18 protein-coding genes and 1 pseudogene are annotated in these 18,502 nt (G+C 47.3%); all 19 read left to right on the forward strand.

Annotated elements, in window-relative coordinates; all coding sequences use genetic code 11:
* On the forward strand, positions 1-849 hold an 849-nt coding region (locus ONB37_18010; GenBank protein MDZ7402059.1), incomplete at its 5' end, for an FAD-dependent oxidoreductase.
* Between the two features lie 187 nt (positions 850-1,036).
* Positions 1,037-1,213: a type II toxin-antitoxin system HicB family antitoxin gene (locus ONB37_18015; protein ID MDZ7402060.1), complete on the forward strand. Its 177-nt coding sequence runs from the start codon at positions 1,037-1,039 to the stop codon at positions 1,211-1,213.
* A gap of 49 nt (positions 1,214-1,262) precedes the next feature.
* The gene (locus tag ONB37_18020) at positions 1,263-1,496 is read left to right on the forward strand and encodes a type II toxin-antitoxin system HicB family antitoxin (protein MDZ7402061.1); all 234 of its coding nucleotides are present in this window, start codon (positions 1,263-1,265) and stop codon (positions 1,494-1,496) included.
* Positions 1,489-1,713, forward strand: a complete 225-nt coding sequence (locus tag ONB37_18025; protein ID MDZ7402062.1) for a type II toxin-antitoxin system HicA family toxin — start codon at positions 1,489-1,491, stop codon at positions 1,711-1,713. The genes ONB37_18020 and ONB37_18025 overlap by 8 nt, the downstream gene beginning before the upstream one ends.
* Before the next feature lie 20 nt (positions 1,714-1,733).
* Positions 1,734-3,407: a CoB--CoM heterodisulfide reductase iron-sulfur subunit A family protein gene (locus ONB37_18030; GenBank protein ID MDZ7402063.1), complete on the forward strand. Its 1,674-nt coding sequence runs from the start codon at positions 1,734-1,736 to the stop codon at positions 3,405-3,407.
* A gap of 383 nt (positions 3,408-3,790) precedes the next feature.
* Positions 3,791-4,495, forward strand: a pseudogene (locus ONB37_18035) (hydrogenase iron-sulfur subunit).
* Positions 4,496-4,585: 90 nt separating this feature from the next.
* Entirely contained in the window at positions 4,586-4,822 is a 237-nt protein-coding gene (locus tag ONB37_18040) for a DUF433 domain-containing protein (GenBank protein MDZ7402064.1), read from the forward strand.
* Positions 4,819-5,175 carry a DUF5615 family PIN-like protein gene (locus tag ONB37_18045; GenBank protein MDZ7402065.1) on the forward strand — a complete coding sequence of 119 codons (357 nt, stop codon included), beginning with the start codon at positions 4,819-4,821 and terminating at the stop codon, positions 5,173-5,175. The genes ONB37_18040 and ONB37_18045 overlap by 4 nt, the downstream gene beginning before the upstream one ends.
* Positions 5,176-5,253: 78 nt before the next feature.
* On the forward strand, positions 5,254-5,649 hold the full coding sequence (locus ONB37_18050; protein MDZ7402066.1) for an FMN-binding protein: 396 nt from the start codon (positions 5,254-5,256) through the stop codon (positions 5,647-5,649).
* A 220-nt stretch (positions 5,650-5,869) separates the two neighbouring features.
* Positions 5,870-7,327: an NADP-dependent malic enzyme gene (locus ONB37_18055; protein MDZ7402067.1), complete on the forward strand. Its 1,458-nt coding sequence runs from the start codon at positions 5,870-5,872 to the stop codon at positions 7,325-7,327.
* Positions 7,328-7,489: 162 nt separating this feature from the next.
* On the forward strand, positions 7,490-8,605 hold the full coding sequence (locus ONB37_18060; GenBank protein MDZ7402068.1) for a T9SS type A sorting domain-containing protein: 1,116 nt from the start codon (positions 7,490-7,492) through the stop codon (positions 8,603-8,605).
* Positions 8,606-8,841: 236 nt separating this feature from the next.
* A complete protein-coding gene (locus ONB37_18065; protein ID MDZ7402069.1) occupies positions 8,842-10,554 on the forward strand; it encodes an FAD-dependent oxidoreductase in 1,713 nt (570 codons plus the stop codon).
* Between the two features lie 189 nt (positions 10,555-10,743).
* Complete coding sequence (locus ONB37_18070) at positions 10,744-13,179, forward strand: hypothetical protein (protein ID MDZ7402070.1); 2,436 nt, start codon at positions 10,744-10,746, stop codon at positions 13,177-13,179.
* A gap of 277 nt (positions 13,180-13,456) precedes the next feature.
* On the forward strand, positions 13,457-13,969 hold the full coding sequence (locus tag ONB37_18075; protein MDZ7402071.1) for a DUF177 domain-containing protein: 513 nt from the start codon (positions 13,457-13,459) through the stop codon (positions 13,967-13,969).
* Between the two features lie 299 nt (positions 13,970-14,268).
* The gene (gene rpmF / locus ONB37_18080; protein MDZ7402072.1) at positions 14,269-14,451 is read left to right on the forward strand and encodes a 50S ribosomal protein L32; all 183 of its coding nucleotides are present in this window, start codon (positions 14,269-14,271) and stop codon (positions 14,449-14,451) included.
* 38 nt (positions 14,452-14,489) lie between these two features.
* A complete protein-coding gene (plsX, locus tag ONB37_18085) occupies positions 14,490-15,512 on the forward strand; it encodes a phosphate acyltransferase PlsX (GenBank protein ID MDZ7402073.1) in 1,023 nt (340 codons plus the stop codon).
* The gene (locus ONB37_18090; protein ID MDZ7402074.1) at positions 15,505-16,485 is read left to right on the forward strand and encodes a ketoacyl-ACP synthase III; all 981 of its coding nucleotides are present in this window, start codon (positions 15,505-15,507) and stop codon (positions 16,483-16,485) included. The genes plsX and ONB37_18090 overlap by 8 nt, the downstream gene beginning before the upstream one ends.
* 61 nt (positions 16,486-16,546) lie before the next feature.
* Positions 16,547-17,560: a tetratricopeptide repeat protein gene (locus ONB37_18095; protein ID MDZ7402075.1), complete on the forward strand. Its 1,014-nt coding sequence runs from the start codon at positions 16,547-16,549 to the stop codon at positions 17,558-17,560.
* A complete protein-coding gene (fabD, locus tag ONB37_18100; protein MDZ7402076.1) occupies positions 17,557-18,486 on the forward strand; it encodes an ACP S-malonyltransferase in 930 nt (309 codons plus the stop codon). The genes ONB37_18095 and fabD overlap by 4 nt, the downstream gene beginning before the upstream one ends.
* Positions 18,487-18,502: the final 16 nt, after the last annotated feature.

Genomic DNA, 18,502 nt, shown 5'->3' on the forward strand with positions numbered 1-18,502 from the left:
ATCTATTTGACCAAGGGCAAATGCGGCGCCTGCCAGAAAGCCTGCATCAAAGGCGCTATCGACTACACCCAGAAAGATCAGATGCTGGAGATCGAGGTCGGCGCCATCATTCTGGCAACGGGGTTGGACGTGTTCGATCCCACGCCATTGACCCATTACGGCTATCGCAAATTCAAGAACGTGATCACGGGGCTGGAATACGAGCGGCTGATTAATGCCACTGGCCCGACGGGCGGACATCTGTACCGCCGCTCAGATGGGCAATTAGCGCACAAAGTGGCGTACGTCCAGTGCGTGGGCTCACGGGATTTCAATTATTGCAATTACTGCTCCAGCGTTTGCTGCATGTACGCTATTAAAGACGCCATGCTGGGACGAGAGCACGATCCCGATTCCGATTCCTATATTTTCCACACCGATTTTCGCAACGTGGGCAAGTGGTTTCAGAAATACGAGATTCGGGGCAAAGAGGAATACGGCATCAATTACATCCGAGGCCGAGTGGCGGAAATAACCGAGGACGCCAATCAGAATCCCATTGTGTGGTATGAGGACACTGAAACCCGTGAGGTGAAAAATTTGACCGTTGATCTGGTGGTTCTCTCCACAGCCGCCATGCCTGCCAAAGGCTCGGATCAATTGGCGAAAAAATTGGGCGTGAAATTGAACGAGCATGGTTTTGTTCAGACAGGTCTTCCCTTCCCGAACGATACCAATGTGCCTGGGATTTTTGCCTGTGGGTTCTGCCTTGGTCCAGCGGATATTCCCGAATCGGTGGCGCAGGCGAGTGCCGCAGCGAATCGGGCTGCGGAGGTAGTATTTTTGGAGCAGGTGGGGAGGAGGGCGTGAAGTAGATTTTTGAAGTACCATTGAGGAGCAACAAAAATGGCAAAACAATACGCCTGACGGTGAATCGTCAGGCTCAAACATGAAAGAATGCTAAAGCATTCTTCAGAGCGCTTGCATTTCTTAGCTGATATTCGGTCATCAAAAATTTTATATTTCAGTTTTTTCAAATAAGCAAAGAGGTTTTTCAATGAATAACTACACAGCGATAATTGTCAAAAGCGGCAAATGGTACGCAGGTTTTGTGAAAGAGGTACCAGGAGCCCATTCACAAGGAAAGACAATCGAAGAAGTAAAAGAGAATTTGAAAGAAGCAGTCAAATTGGTCATAGAATCGAATGGTCAATATAACATTCATCTTTATTGATATTCGATTAAAAAAATAAATGTGAAGACTAATAACGGAAGACTATTCCATGAAAATTTTAAATTATCGAATTTTACTTAGAAAAGAACCTGAAGGCGGCTACACTGTCTTGGTTCCAACTTTACCAGGTTGTGTTACTTATGGGAGTACCATCGAGGAAGCGATAAAGATGGCAAAGGAAGCGATTGAGCTATATCTTGAAAGCTTGAGAGCTCATGGCGAAGATATTCCTACTGAAGAAGAAACTCTGGAATATACCTTAGCGGTGGAATCGTATGCCTAAATTGCCATCATTCACTTCCAAAGACATTATCCGAATACTTGAAAAGGAAGGTTTCGTGCTGGATCGGATTAAAGGTAGTCATCATATTTATTATCATCCTGAGACGAAAAGAAGAGCGGTGATTCCCTTTCATAAAAAAGATTTGCCCAAAGGAACATTGCTCGAAATTTTAAGACAAGCGGGAATAAGTAAAGAAGACATTAAAGATTTATTATGAGCTGAAATTAAGGAGTCCCCGTGCCAGAAATTCGTATCGGAGTATTCGTCTGTAACTGCGGCAGCAACATCGCTGGATTTTTAAAGTGCAGCGAGATCGCTGAGTACGCCAAAACGCTGCCCAACGTGGTGTTTACCAGGGAAAATCTGTTCTCCTGCTCTGAGGCGGGAGTGAAGGACATCAAAAATGCCATTATCGAAAACAGGCTGAATCGAGTGGTGGTGGCTGCCTGCACGCCCCGAACCCATGAGCCGACGTTTCGGGCGGCATGTGAAGAAGCGGGGATGAACCCGTTCCAGTTCGAGTTTGTGAACATTCGGGAGCAATGCTCCTGGGCGCATAAGAACGAGCCTGAGCTGGCCACTCAGAAGGCAAAGGATCTGATCCGCATGGGCGTGGCTCGAGCCGCTTTGTTGGAACCGCAGCAGTCGATCGTCGCCAGCGTGGAGCCAACGGCATTGGTGATCGGCGGCGGCATCGCAGGCATGACGGCAGCGCAATCGCTGGCGCTGCGAGGCTTTGAAGTGACGCTGGTGGAGCGAGAGGCGAATTTGGGAGGATTGGTCAATCGGCTGAACCAGATTCTGCCTGGCGATATCCCCGCCGAAAAACTGATCAGCGAAAAGATCGAAGCCATCACCTGCGATCCTCGGGTCGAGGTGATTACCAATGGAAAGCTGTTAGATGTGAGGGGCTATGTGGGAAATTATCTGGTCACGATTCAAACCCAGCAGCAGGAGACGGTGAAAAAGAAATTTGGGGTGATCATCGTGGCCACGGGGGCGAATGTGCTCACGCCGCAGGGAATGTACAATTATAACGGCGAGTACATCATCACCCAGCTTGAATTGGAGGGGCGATTGCGAGATAAAAAATTTTCGGCGCAAAATGTGGTGATGATTCAGTGCGTTGGCTCTCGCAATCGGGAGCGGGTCTATTGTTCCCGCATCTGTTGCATGACGGCGATCAAAAATGGCATCATTATCAAGCAGCGCAATCCCAAAGCCAGGGTTCATATTTTGTATCGGGATCTGATGTGCTACGGTGTGGAGAACGAGGAATATCTGCGCCGAGCCAAGCAATTGGGGGTGCGGTTCATTAAATTTGCCGATGAAAAACCGCCAGTGGTCGATGGTCATCAAGTGCGGGTGTTCAATGACATTTTGGGCAGGGAGATGACGCTGGATTTCGATCTGTTGGCGCTGGCGACGCCGCTCATTCCCAACGAGGGCGTCGAGGAATTATCCAAGATGTTGAAGGTGCCATTGGATGAAAATAAGTTCTTTCTGGAAGCGCACATTAAATTGCGGCCGCTGGATTTTGCCACCGATGGGATTTACGTCTGTGGCACGGCCCACTGGCCCGCCTCGACCAGCGAATCGATTCATCAGGCGTTGGGGGCGGCTGCACGGGCGTCAATTCATCTGACCCGACGGGAAGTGGCAGTTGAGCCGATCGTCTCAATGTTGATCGATGAGGATCTGTGTCGGGGCTGTGGTTTGTGCGCCTCGGTTTGTCCCTATGGGGCGATCGAGATGGTGCAAACGGCGAAGGGGATCAAAGCGCACATGATTGCCGTGGCGTGCAAAGGCTGCGGTACCTGCGGAGCGACCTGTTACAAGCATGCCATCAAGATGAATCATTTTTCGGATGAGCAGTTGCTGGCGCAGATTCAGGTGGCGTTTGAAGAGTAGATATTTTTAATTTTGTGATTGGAAAAATTATTTTTCTCCAACGGATTGAAACAACCCAACGGATTTTTTTTAGGGTTTTCATCCGTTGGGTTGTTTCTATCAGTAGGAAATAAATTTATAATTCATGAGTTCACTCTAAAAAGGTGTAATCATGTCATTCTGAGCGAAGCGAAGAATCTCTAAACTCGTTGAAAAATAGAGATTCCTCACTCCGCTTTGCTCCGTTCGGAATGACAAAAATAGCCTTTTTGGAGTATACTCATGCATTCGAATTCAACTTTAGTGTTTCATAAAAATTTGTAAATAAGGAAAATCTAATGTCCGAAAATTTCCATCCCAACATTCTCGCTTTCTGCTGCAATTGGTGAGCATACGGGGCAGCGGACCTCGCCGGGGTTGCGAGGCTTCAGTATAGTCCCGACATCCGCATTATTCGGGTGATGTGTTCGGGACGAGTCGATCCTGTGATGATCATCGAGGGATTTCTTCACGGGGCCGATGGCGTTTTTGTCGGCGCTTGTTTGCTCGGGGAATGCCATTATTCCACGGGGAATTTCAATGCGCAGGGGAAAGTATTGCTCAGCCAGAAAGTGTTGAAGCATGCGGGCATCACTCCTGAGCGACTGGTGTTGCGATTTATGTCCAGCGCCGAAGGGGGCAAGTTTGTCTCGTTCGTGACCGAATTTCAGAATCGCATCCGCAGCCTGGGGAAATTGGGGGCGAGTGAAAATATTCCCAGCGACGAATTAAAACTGAAACTCACAGCCGCTCGCCATGCGGTAGCGGGCAAAAAGCTCCGCTGGGTGGCGGGCAAACGGGTGGAGTTCATCGAAAAGGGCAATCTTTACGGCGAACGATTCACCGAGCATGAGATCCATCGTCTCTTCGAAGAAGTGGTGATGGACGAATTGGCCATTCAGGAGATCAAGCTGCGGGCGAAAGACAAGCCCGTGAGTGTGAGACATCTGGCGCAGCAATTGAATCTGCCACCTAAACGGGTGTTGCGACAGTTGGTGGATATGCGGCGGATGGGGCTGGTAAAAATTGCCGGGATCGAGGATCGGGCGCCATTGTGGGTGGTATGTTAAATAAAAAAACAAAAAATTAGATATTATTATCTTGAGTACTTTTGATTCTTGTAGCTATTTTGCTGTTTTAAATTGAAGCGAGGATCTTTAATGCAAGATAGGTTGATTATATCAGATCCGAAGGTGATGATGGGCAAACCAGTCATCGCTGGTACTCGCATCACGGTTGAACTCATCCTGGAGAAATTGGCAGCGGGGGAAACGATTGAGCAGATCCTAAATGCTCACCCAAGATTGACCGTGGATGCGATTCGTGCTGCTTTGAAATTTGCGGCTGAAGCACTGCGGTCCGATGTTGTATATCCGGTAGTTGAGAGCGCAGCATGAATTTCGTAGCCGATGAGAGCGTCGATCAACCAATCGTTGATCGTTTGAGACGTGATGGGCATCAAGTCTGGTCGGTCGCTGAAATGAATCCAGGCATTTCCGATGATGTAGTGCTTGACCTGGCAAACCGAGAAGGCGCACTCCTATTGACCGCAGATAAGGACTTTGGCGAGCTGGTGTTTCGACAGAGGCTGATCACATCTGGTGTCATTCTAATTCGACTGGCGGGACTTTCTGAGATAAAAAAAACAGAGACACTAGCATTCGCTATCAATAAACATGGTGATGAGTTGCAGCAACTCTTCACAGTCATTAGTCCAGGAATTATTCGTTTCCGTCAGATCAAGAAGTGAGTCATAGCAAGAATGGCTGGTAGGGTGATCTATGATTTAGCTGCGGGACAAAAGTAAAATAACAAAGTGAGCTTAAACATGAATAAAAACCTTTTAACTCTCATATTGACTACGGCAATTGTTTTATCATCTCGCTGCTTCTGGTCCAGCCGCTTCAAAGAGATGAAAACCGTCCGAGCCATGCCCATCGCGGCGGTCGATCTGACCAGCGTTCAGGATGGGGCGTTTAAGGGTGATTTCAGCTACGGTGGCTTTACTTATGAAGTTGCTGTGGCGGTGAGAGACCATCGGATCGAAACCATCGATATTCTGAAAAATCGGGATACCAGACATGCCAGGCGAGCTGAGGGAGTGGTTCCGAAGGTCATTTCAGCCCAGACGGTCAATGTGGATGTCGTGACTGGGGCAACCACGACCAGCAAGGCATTGTTGAAGGCGATTGAAAATGCGTTAAAAAAAGGGACGGCGAAGTAGGTGATCATCAGTAATTAAACTTGTTTTTCAGGCCAGCTACTGAACTAATTTTATTATAGAACCCGATAAACTGAAGGAGGAAAAAATATGTGAATGATTTGAGCGATGTGAAAAAAGAAGATGGGATTAAGCGTAATAATTTTGAATTGACAAGTTGTGTTTATGATTGAGAGAAACTAAAAAAATTATCTTGAATTTTAATTTTTATGGAGAGAGAAATATGGCCAAAATCGATTTCAAATTAGAAAATTTGGAAAAAATGTTTCCACCTCATTTTACTCAAGAACAAATTGCCAAAGGACAGACCGCGTTCTTAAAAGAATTAGCATTTTATACGCATAAATTCTATGGCGGCAAAATCATGACCATACCTAAGGCGGGTTTATATAGTTTCAATTGGTTCAATGTTTGGTATACGCCTGGCGTATCGAAGATTTCAACGACGATTCGAGATAATAATGATTGTTCATTCGAACTATCCAATCGGGGCAATTATGTGGCTATTGTCACGGATTCCACTCGTGTTTTGGGCGATGGTAATTGTACGCCTCCAGGGGGATTGGGTGTGATGGAAGGCAAAGCGATGCTGATGAAATACCTGGGTGGCATTGACGCAACCGCCATCTGCATCGATAGCCGCAATGAGAAAGGCGAACACGTTCCTGAAAAAATCATCGATCTGGTAAAAATGATCCAGCCAAGCTTTGGGGCGGTGAATCTGGAAGACATTCAACAGCCGAACTGCTATAAGATTCTGGACACACTGCGGGAAGAGTGCGAAATTCCGGTGTGGCATGACGATGCCCAGGGCACTGGCTGCGTGACGGTTGCTGGGATGATCAATGCGTTAAAGGTGGTCAATAAGAAGCTGAGCGATGTCAAAATCGTGTTCTGGGGCGCTGGTGCTTCGAACACAACGATTGCCCGATTGCTGATTCTTGACGGAGCCGACCCGGCCAAAATGATTGTATTCGATAGCAAGGGAGCTCTCCACAAGAATCGCGAGGATATTAAGCGAGATCCCCGATTCTATCGCAAGTGGGAGTTGTGTGAGCAGACAAATCCTAAGGGCGTCACCGATATTATCGAAGCCTGCAAAGGCGCCGATGCGCTGATCGCGCTCTCGACGCCAGGCCCTGATGTAATCAAACCAGCTTGGATTCAAGCTATGGGATCAAAGCCGATCGTCATGGCCTGCGCCAATCCAGTGCCTGAAATCTATCCGTACGCGGCCAAACAAGCTGGCGCTTATATCGTTGCTACGGGCCGTGGGGATTTCCCAAATCAAGTCAATAATTCTTTAGGGTTCCCAGGCATTCTAAAAGGCGCATTAATTGTTCGAGCGAAGAAGGTGACCGATGAAATGGCCATTGCGGCCGCACATGCTTTGGCGGAATTTGCTGAGAAGCGCGGCATCAATCCCGACAATATTATGCCGAAAATGGATGAGCATGAAGTATTCCCATATGAGGCCAAAGCGGTCGGAATGAAAGCCGTCGAGCAAGGGGTTGCCCGAAAAATCTTGACCGGGGACGAAATTTACCAGACGGCGAAAAGAGATATCGAAAAAGCCAGACAGATCTATCAGACGCTGATGGATAAAGAATTCATTCCTCGGCCACCAGAAGAATTGATAAGGAAGGCGTTGGAAAAGGCGATCGAAGCAGTGGAACTCTAAGCCAGTGAAAGCTCTTTGCATTCGATACATGGCGAGCAAGCTGATCATTATGCTGCACAACTAATGTTATTTTCCCACCCCTTAATTTTGTCGTTAATGCTGTTTATCTGAAAGGGGCAAAATTAAGGGGGAATCTTTTTGGTATTATGGAGGAATTGAACCATGATGAAAAGCATTATTGTTCGGTTACTAATGGTGGCACTCATCTCGCTTGGCTTGACCAATTCTTTGTCAGCCCAAATCACTCTCACTTCCAAAGATGCACCAAGCACGACTGACATTTACTTTGTGATGGCGAGCGCAGATACGGTGCCAATCGATCTGGGACAGCCTGGCGAAAATCGGTACTGGGATTTTAGCAATATTGTGTTTACCAGTGAAGAATATTGGCGTGTGGTCGATTTCAGTAGCTCGCCTTTCGCATATCGATTTCCCACTGGGAATTTGGCCTATCAGGTAACGGAATACGCAAAAGATACGACCTACCTTACTTATAATTATGCGCGATTGACCGAGTCCGAATTAACACAATTGGGACGAGGGGTTTATCGAATCGTCGGCACGGATACCTCCATTAAAGAAATTGTGGTTGCCAAGCGCTCCAAACCACAATTATACCTTCCACTCAGCTACGGAAATCCGCCCTGGGATTCGGTGATTGAGGTAGATACCGTTTATAGCGGCCTGGCCGTAACGGTGATCGATTCAAATTATAACACCGTTGATGCATGGGGAAAGATAAAGACGGTATTGGGTGAATTTCCCTGCTTGAGAATCAGGCAGAATCATTCCACAATTGCTCGTTCCAAACTTTTCCCAGCGCTCAAATTTGTGGTTGAGCTGAATATCAGCTATTATTGGGTGGCTTCTCAATATGGGATCGTCGCAACGGTAAGTGGCATGAGCGATGTGACCAATCCCAATCCCGATCCCAATTTTAAAACAGCTAAAAGCGTCAATATCATGAAAACGTTTCTTACTTCTATTGGCAATGTTGCGAGAGCTGAACCACCAGGAAGTTTTGAGTTATTCCAGAACTACCCCAATCCATTCAATCCCAAAACAATACTTCGCTACCGGATCGATCGATCAAGTGAGGTAAAACTCAAGGTGTTCAACCTGGCTGGACAAGAACTCGCCATATTGGTCAATACGCGCCAAAATCCTGGCAGCTACGAAATCGAATGGGATGCGGGAGATTTACCATCCGGAATCTACTATTTTCAAATTGAGGCAAATAATCAACGGCTATCAAAGAAGGGCATGTTGTTGAAATAATATCCCTGAAATCGCCGAGATGTTGATAAGTTGATTCCAAGCAATTCTGGATATGACATCCCCATTTGGGGGTGATGTCCCTGAAACGCCATCGAGATGAATATGCGACTGATCCATTCGCATATTTGATGGAATAGCAAAAGCGCTATGGCGCAAAATACTTCTCCCTATTTTTTGCAGTGGAAAAAGTAATGAGACAGGGCTTAACTGTTAGTGAAGGATAATTTGAGTTTGAGATGAATGATCAACAGACAAAACGATCGGCTGCAGTACTGGTTTGTGGGGCTGGGATTACTGGGATTCAAACCGCATTAGATTTGGCAAATCGCGGGGTGAAGGTATATTTGGTTGAAAAAAGCCCAATAGTCGGTGGATTATCCGCGAAATTAGATCGGAGCGCACCAGATGATTGGCCGATTACGTGTCAAATGGCACCGGCCATCGATTTGCTGAGCCGCCATCCAAATATTGAATTGATCGCCAATGCCGACATTCTCAGCATCAAAAAGAAAGATGGCGTGTTCGAAGCCAATATTCGAAAAAATCCTTCTCGCATCACTGACCAGTGTGTCGATTGCGGGGCTTGTGTGCAGGTATGTCCCATTAAGCCATATAGCCGCTTTAATGAAGGGCTGGCGTTGCGAACCGCGATCGATATCGATAGCAAAAGCTTCTTATCCACTTGCTATAACATCGAAAAAGAGACGCCAATCTGCCAGGAGACTTGCCCAGTCCACATTGATATTCGGAAATATATTGGCTTGATCGCGGCTGGCCGATATTTGGATGCGTTAGCCGTGATCCGAGAGCGAAATCCATTGCCGGCGATCTGCGGCCGGGTCTGTAATCATCCCTGTGAGGGCGCCTGCAATCGCGGTCGGCAGGATGAGCCGGTAGCAATTGATGCGCTAAAGCGATTTGTGGCTGACTATGAATTGGAGCTGAAAAAACAGGGCAAAATTCCGAAGCCGGTCGCTCCCCCTGTGAATGAAAAATTGGGCAAGGTCGCCATCGTTGGCTCTGGCCCAGCGGGATTGACCGTTGCCCATGACTTAGCGCTTCGAGGCATTCGCTCTACGATTTTTGAATCCGCACCAGTCCCTGGCGGAATGCTCTGGCTTGCCATTCCTGAGTATCGTTTACCGCGCGACATTATTCAAACAGAAGTGGACTATATTTGCGATCTCGGTGTAGAATTAAAGCTCAATACACCAATCAATAAACACTATACGATTGACGATTTGCTCAAAGATGGCTACCGAGCGGTTTTTCTGGGCATTGGGGCGCATCAAGGATTGAAACTGGGGGTGCCTGGTGAGGACGATTATGAGGGATTTTTGGATTGTATCGTGTTTTTGCGCCGAGTGAACCTGGGCGATAAAACCAAACCGGGTCGAAGGGTAATCGTCATTGGTGGCGGAAATTCTGCTATTGATGCCGCGCGAACGGCCTTGCGTCTCGGGTCTGAGGAAGTTCATATCGTATATCGAAGAACCGTGAAAGAGATGCCAGCCAATCCCTGGGAGATCGAAGAGGCAGAAAAAGAGGGTGTGAAAATCACCTATCTCGCGGCTCCGGTCAAGATTCTCGGCGAAAATGGCCGCGTAGTCGGGATGCGCTGCATCCGAATGAAACTGGGCAAGCTCGACGCCAGCGGAAGAAGAAGTCCAGTTCCGATCCCAGGGACCGAGTTCGATATTGAAGCTGACGTGATTGTGCCTGCTATTAGCCAGCAGCCCGATATTTCATTCCTCCACGAAGGCCATGGATTATCGATCACCAAATGGAACTCGTTCGATGTCAATCCCAGGACCATGCAAACCAACCGGCCAGAAATCTTCGCAGGTGGTGATGCCGTGACTGGTCCAGCCACCGTCATCCAAGCAATCGCAGCAGGGCATCAGGCCGCGATTTCGATTGAAAAATTTTTAAAGGGCGAAAAACTTTGATCAATTTTTGGACAAACCGGCTTTCATTACGGCTAAATGTAGCTACTGCCAACCTGAATGATTCATAAGATAAAATCTCTTGGTTACGACAAGGGAGCTGGCGAATTTCGTTGTTTGAAAAGCTCGATCTCAGTTCCCAATAAAAGTGTTGGTCATCTAACGCATACAACTCATTTTTCGGAGCAGTAAATGAAAAAAGATAAGTTCATCACTGATTTCGATGACATCCCAACTCCCCGTCAAAGAATGCCGCACCTGCCTCTGGAGGAACGAAAGCTGAATTTCAAGGAAGTCGAATTGGGTTTTACCGAAGAACTTGCCTTGCGTGAGACCAGCCGATGCCTCAGTTGTCGACGCTGCATTGGCTGCGGATTATGTTTGGCAGAATGCGACTTTCGAGCAATCGATTATGACCAGAAAGAACAGTATCTCACGCTTTCAGTGAATGCAGTCGTGGTCGCAGGTGGAATCGAACCGTTTGATGCCCGAAAAAAGCCAGAATTCGGTTATGCCTATTACCCCAACGTCATCACCAATATCGAATTCGAGCGAATTTTAAACGCCAATGGTCCATTCGCTGGGATTATCATGCGACCATCAGATGGGGAGATCCCGGAGCGGCTCGCTTTTATTCAATGTGTAGGCTCGCGCGACGAAGGGCTTGGGGCTAACTACTGCTCCAATATTTGCTGTCTAACGACCTTAAAGCAAGCCATACAAGCTATCGACAGGGTCAAAAACATCGAAGTTACCATCTATTATCGGGACTTGCGGCCATTTACTTATGAGGGAGAGTTGTTTTATCGAAAGGCCAAAGATGAATATGGCATCAAATTTATCCCAGCGCAAGTCGAACGGCTTGAAGAAGATCCTCAAACCGATCGCATCACGGTTCATTATCGCCAGCACGAAAAAAATTTAGCCGCACCCCACGATTTGGTTGTGCTTGCCAGTGGCATAACAACTTCAACCGAGCTCAAGCGATTGAGCCGACAGATTGGCGCGCGATTGAATAAATACGGTTTCTTCCCCAATTCGATCGCCACACCAGTGGCAACTGCTCAAGAAGGGGTCTGGTTGGCGGGCTCAATCACGCGACCGACTGATCTTAGCTCATCATTGGCCCAAGCCAGCGCAGTCGCTGCCCGAGTGATGCAATCATTTTCTCAACAAGGGCTTTCTTTTGATCACATCGCACCGCCTGAGGCGTCGTCCACCGACCAGCAGTTCCAAGATGGAACGGCTATTTTCTTCTGCCGCTACGGGATTGAATCGCAGTTTGCCGTGGATGCTGATTCGCTTATCAAATCGATTAATCTTTCTCCAAAAGATATGGTGATCAGTGATCTTGAATACGCCTGCAATACCACTGGGAAGCGCAAGATCGTGGAGAGCCTTAATCTTCATCGGCCCAGAAAAATTGTCATAGCCCCTTGCTATAGCAGCACAAATCATTTGGCCATGTTTCAGCGGCTCATCGCCCCATTCGGCTATAACGCTGATCAATTGTCCATTTTCAATATCGAGCTAAACAAAACTGCGGATACCGAAACAATCAAACAACGCCTGATGGAAATAGTCGAAGTTTCCGTGCCCCAGTCGATACCTGTTGGTCATAAACTCCCAGTGATCCCTCACGCAGCAGTTCTCGGAGATTCGTTAGTTGCACTACAATCTGCCTTAGATATTGCTGATCAGGGATTCGAAGTTTCACTGCTTGCCTTTAATTCTCAGCTTGGGAAAAACGATCAAAAAATTTTCTGGTTCGTGCCTGAACTTGATCAAATGCTTAATGACCTGATGATTCGAACTCAGCAACACCCGCGAATCAAAATTTATCATCATTGTCAGCTCCAATCCTGGAAAAAGATCGAAGCCAATCACCGCATCGAATTTATCGCTGACGATCAGCAACAATCATTGGACGTAGGCGCGATTGTCATTGCCCCATCTGCTCAGGCATATCAGCCGGTAGAATTTCATTACGGCCAGCAGGGGAACGTCTTCACGCAGGCTGAGCTGGCCAAACGGTTAGAAGATCAATCATTTTCCTTTCAAAAAATTGCCATGATCCAATGCATTGGATCTCGTCGGCCCGATCGGCCTTATTGTAGCCAACTCTGCTGCCAATCCGCCATCCTCAATGCGCTGAAGCTGAAAAACAAAGATCCCAAGATCGATATTGTCATCCTCCATCGCGATATTCGCGTTTATGATTTCGAAGAGGATAATTATGCCGAGGCCATCGAAAAAGGCGTCCAATTTATTCGAATGGAGCATGAACCGCTGATAGAAATGGATCATGGGGAATTTCGCGTCACCGTAATTGATGATCTCAGCAAACAGCAGCTTTTATTTCATGCGGATTGCCTGGTGCTGAGCAATGGAATCATCGCTCCCGAAGAAAACAAATTGTTCGCCACGAAGTTGAGCCTCCCAATTGGGGCAGATGGTTTTTTAGGTGACAACGAAAATGTAATTGCAAAAGATCTATCGGATTCATCTGGCATATTTATAGCTGGATTCGCGCATTCACCCCAGCGTTTGGAGGATGCTTTGATCCGAGCCACCGCCATTGCTGGCAAAGTTGGTCTCTTGTTCCGCAACGTTGATGCTCAATTTTAATTATGTTAACGGCCATTTCCCTCATTCACATTCTTCGCTAATAATAGCTGAATAACTCAAATCGAACATAATCAGCTCCATTCGATTTTACCCATAAATTGCCAGATCGGTGGCGCTAGCAACAATCGGTCATGGCTTGCAGGAGGTGTTCAACCTTTTATAGGAGATGGCTGATAAAAAAATGAATGGCATTCATTTTTGGTCTCAAATTTTAGCTTGACAATTGAAAAAATAATTATTAAATTTGCCCACTTTTATTTTATGAGAAGCGACAAAAATGAAGATCAATCTCGCAAAATTGCATGAGGGGGTCAATCAACTGGGCTTTCAAATCCGGCCAGTTGAGCTGGGTTTTGATCAAAAAGACGATACGTTATTTTTGTTTCCGAATGACACGTTTGCCGATGTTGAGATCCAAAAATTCGGGGACAAATATTTTGTCAATGTTCATTTGGTGACCTTGGCCCATTATAGTTGCGACCGTTGTTTAGAAGAATATGATCGCGACCTGACGGCGGATTTTCAACTGGTGTACTCGAAGGAGGAGCGGATCGGCGTTGTCGATGATGATGATTTTCGACTTTTGGGTGATAAACAAACTGAGATTGACCTGCGAGAGGACATTCGAGAAAACATTTTATTGGTCATCCCCATGAAGCACCTTTGTGATGAGAACTGTAAGGGGCTATGTCCTCACTGCGGTACCAACCTAAATTTCGAGCGTTGCGATTGTCATCACGAGACAATAGATCCCCGCTGGGAAATATTAAGATTACTTCAGCATAATTAATTCACCCATTTTTTGAATTGCCGATGCCAATGCATCATCGTACTTCGCAAATAAAAATGGTCCTACCGAGACAAATTTGAACTTTGTCAGATCAGTGTGGTTTAACGAACCAATTAAAACGCACTGACACTGACGCGTTGAAAATCGAATTAGCGAATTGCCAATTTCACGACGCGAATTGGTTTTCGACTTAAATATCCGCTCATATTGGATATGATATGCAGATTTAATTGGTTGACCGATCCAATATGAGCGATTTGGTTTTATAATAGATCAGTTAAAATGATTACGAGGGAGTTATGCCACTACCAAAACGACGACATTCAAAGACACGACGGGACAAACGAAGAACTCACTGGAAATTATCTGCCCCCAATGTGGTAGAATGCTCGAATTGCAATCAACCGAAATTGCCACATCGGGCATGCCCCAATTGTGGCTATTATGACAAACGAATGGTTTTTGTGCCGAAAGAAAGTTAGACTCCATCGATTGTTGCTTTGTTGTTTGAGAGAAAGCCATGAGGATTGCAATTGATGCAATGGGAGGCGACTTTGCTCCCAGACAAAATGTATCAGGGGCGATTTCTGCGGCGCGACGATCTAAGGGTCGATTGGAAATTGTGTTGGTTGGTGATAAGGTTCAAATTCAAAATGAACTGACGCGCCATTTTCGTATTCAGGATCTGCCGTTGTCCATCCATCATGCATCCGAAAAGGTGGAGATGGATGAAAGCCCGGCCAGTGCATTGAAACAAAAAAAAGATGCATCGATTTCCGTCGCGATGCAATTACATAAGGAAGGCAAAGTAGATGCTGTGGTAAGCGCTGGGAATACTGGGGCAGCCTTGGGCTCAGCGCTGTTTCAATTGCGCAAGATCCGTGGCGTTAATCGACCTGCGATCGGTTCATTGCTTCCCAATGGCCGGAGCGCCACATTATTGATCGATGCTGGCACGAATGTGGATTGCAAGCCGCATCAATTGTTAGAATTTGGGATAATGGGAAGTATCTACATGCGCCAGATGTTCGGTATAGCGAACCCGCGCGTGGGCCTGATTAATATCGGAAGCGAGAAGGGCAAAGGCAACGAGCAGGTGCAAGCGACTTATGAGCTTCTGGAACAGAGCAATCTCAATTTTATTGGCAACATAGAGGGGGGTGATATCCTTCGGGACAAAGTCGATGTCGCAGTGTGCGATGGATTTGTTGGGAACGTCATTCTGAAATTTGCAGAATCTTTTAACCAGGTGTTCTCATCAAATTTACGTCGGCGCATTGGGAAACGATTGCAATACCTCATTGGCGCATATCTATTGCGTCCGGCCTTTCGTCATTTGAAACGGACGTTCGATTATGCCGAATACGGAGGCGTGCCGCTGTTGGGGGTCAATGGAGTCGTCATCATTTGTCATGGAAGCTCTTCACCAAAAGCAATTCGGAATGCCGTTTTTGTCGCCGAAAGAATCATCAACCAAAAGGTCAACGAAAAAATAGAGCAACATTTGAATTTAATAGAGGCAAAAAGTGGAACACATTTATAGATCGATGATCACGGGCTTAGGATTCGCTGTGCCAGACCGAATTTTGACCAACGGAGATCTGGAGAACATGGTGGACACCAGCGATGAATGGATCAAAGAGCGGACTGGCATGGAAGTGCGCCATATTTGCGATGAAAAAACCGCAACTTCGGATTTGGCAACCGAGGCCGCTCGCAAAGCGATGGCTATGGCTGATGTGCGACCTGAGGACATTGAAATCATCATTGTCGCTACGGTCACAGGAGACACCCCGTTCCCAGCCACCGGCTGCTATGTGCAAAAAAATCTCGAGGCGGTCAATGCTGCGGCTTTCGACATCAGCGCTGCATGCTCAGGATTTCTCTATGGCTTAACCGTTGCGGACAGCCTTATAGCCAGCGGACTGTATCGAAATATTTTGGTCATCGGTGCTGAGGCGTTAAGCAAAATCACGGATTATACCGATCGAAAGACCTGTGTTTTGTTCGGTGACGGCGCAGGGGCGGCCGTACTTCAACCCTCCGATGGTCAGCGCGGCATTGTCCAGACCTATATCAAAAGCGATGGTCGTTTGACTGATCTGCTCATGATGCCAGGCGGTGGCAGTCGTTTTCCTGCCACTCATGAGACCGTTGATCAGCGACTTCACTATATTAAAATGGAAGGCCAAGAGGTATTCAAAGCCGCGGTCAAGGCAATGGGCGACGCTGCAGAAGAAGTGCTAAAAATGGCAGGGGTTAAATCGCAACAGCTATCGTTGATGATCCCGCACCAGGCTAATAATCGAATCATTCAAGCCACGGCCCGTCGCATTAGACTGCCCATGGAAAAGGTATTTATTAATATCGAAAAATATGGCAATACCTCGGCAGCCTCGATCCCAATTGCCATGGCCGAAGCCGTCGAGCAAGGTAAGTTAAAACGAGGGGAGTATTGCTTGTTAGTAAGCTTTGGGGGCGGTTTCACTGTTGGAGGGGTCTTACTGAAGTATTAAAACCCAGGACGCCCATGGCTGGGCAGTATCGTGAACTATTTTGGTGGAGGGGATGTGCGTGATGAAGCAAGTCGTTCATTGGCTTATTACGCTGTGGTTGTTTGCCGCTTTGCTCAATTGTTCGTCTCAACGCCGATTCATATTTCAGCAGCCTGCGGGACCTCACTTGATCGAGCTGAAAGGCTTGGCAATTGCGCCTATCGAAGGAGCGCCGGAAGGAGATTTGATTTATCGGCTGCTCGATGAAAAGCTCCGACAGGATGACTACTTTGAGATCGCTGATCCGAACAACATCCAGGTCACGCTGTCGCGCTATCAATTGACTTTTGAACAGATCAAACAATTGGATACGCTGCGTCCTGCGGCCAGCTTACTGAACATCGATGGCATTATCTTTTTAGCTGTGAAATCATTCAAAATCTTGCCTGATGAGCACGGCAGTGAGATGGTATCTAAAAATGTTTGGACAGGTGAATATGAGCGCGACCAATTTGGTCAGATTATCGAGGAGCCAGGTCCAAACGGTGAGCTGGTCAAAAAGAAAAAAATAAAATTGCAAACAGTCGAGCAGCTTTATACGATCCGTCAGGCTAATGCACAGGTGCTGTTTCAATTAATTGACTTGAGGAAGCGGGCCATAGCGATGTCGCGATCGATCGAGAGCAATTATCGCAGCGAAAAAATCATCAAAGAGGAATCGCAACGGGCTCCAACGGATGACGAGATCAAAAGGACTTTGGCCATCGATGTGGTCAATCAAATTGTTTCATATATTGCTCCCAGAAAGGTTAGTGTGAAGAGAGCTGTTGAACCTGGCACTGCATTATTAGATTCTGGAGCTGTGCTGGCTCGGCAAGGACAATGGCGTCAAGCCCAGCAGGTATGGCTTGAGGCTGAGCGGCAGGCTCCCACTGACGCACGTGTTTATTATAATTTGGGCCTGGCTGCTGAAGCGCAAGGTCGCTATTCTGAAGCCGAGGTTTACTATAAAAAGGCAGCACTGTTGAATCCGAAGCGAAAACTTTACCAGGCTGCGGCGAAAAGAATCAGGGAATTCTGGCAAAAAGTACGATGACAAAAATCGCATTTCTGTATCCGGGACAGGCCTCTCAGTACGTCGGCATGGGCAGGGATCTGTACGAACAATTTCCCATCGCCCGCGACTTATTTGATGAAGCGAATGCGCTGTTGAAATTCGATCTCAAAAAAATCTGTTTTGAAGGGCCGCAGGAAGCGCTTCAGCAGACCCAAGTGACCCAGCCAGCGATCTTTGTTCATAGTATCATAGTCACCAAAATCTTAGCGGAGCAAAACCTTACACCTGACCTGGCAGCGGGTCATAGTTTGGGCGAATACTCGGCGTTGGTCGCAGCGGGCGTACTAACTTTTGAAGACGGTTTACGGGTGGTTCAAAAGCGCGGCGAACTGATGCAAATGGCTGGAACCATCAATCCCGGAACCATGGCGGCGATCATCGGTTTGTCGGATGAGCAAGTGATCGAAATTTGTCAGCGCGCCAGTGAGGCGGGCGTGGTCACTGCCGCTAATTTCAATTCGCCGATGCAGGTGGCAATATCTGGTTCGCCGGAGGGGGTGGCAAGGGCAAGCGAACTGGCACTCAAACAGGGCGCTAAGAAAGTAATTCCTCTGGTGGTTAGCGGAGCGTTCCACTCACCGCTTATGGAAAACGCTCAGCAAGAATTGAAAGCCATGTTGGAACGAATTGAGCTGCGCCCCGCAAAAATTCCGATTTACTCCAATGTCACCGCCCGTCCAGTCAATGATGTGGCTGAGATCCGAACGCTGCTGTATCAGCAACTCACGCATCCAGTGCGATGGGTCGAGACCATCCAGAATATGGTTGCTGACGGTGCGACCGATTTTTACGAAGTGGGTCCGGGAACAGTGCTGGCGGGATTGGTGAAACGAATTAATCGAACGATCCAAGTGCAGCCCAAAGGGACGGCTGCTGAGCTTAGCCGCGCCGGGGTGACCGCCTGATGATATCGTCCAGAAA

The organism is candidate division KSB1 bacterium (genome assembly GCA_034506395.1).
Lineage (GTDB): Bacteria > Zhuqueibacterota > Zhuqueibacteria > Thermofontimicrobiales > Thermofontimicrobiaceae > Thermofontimicrobium.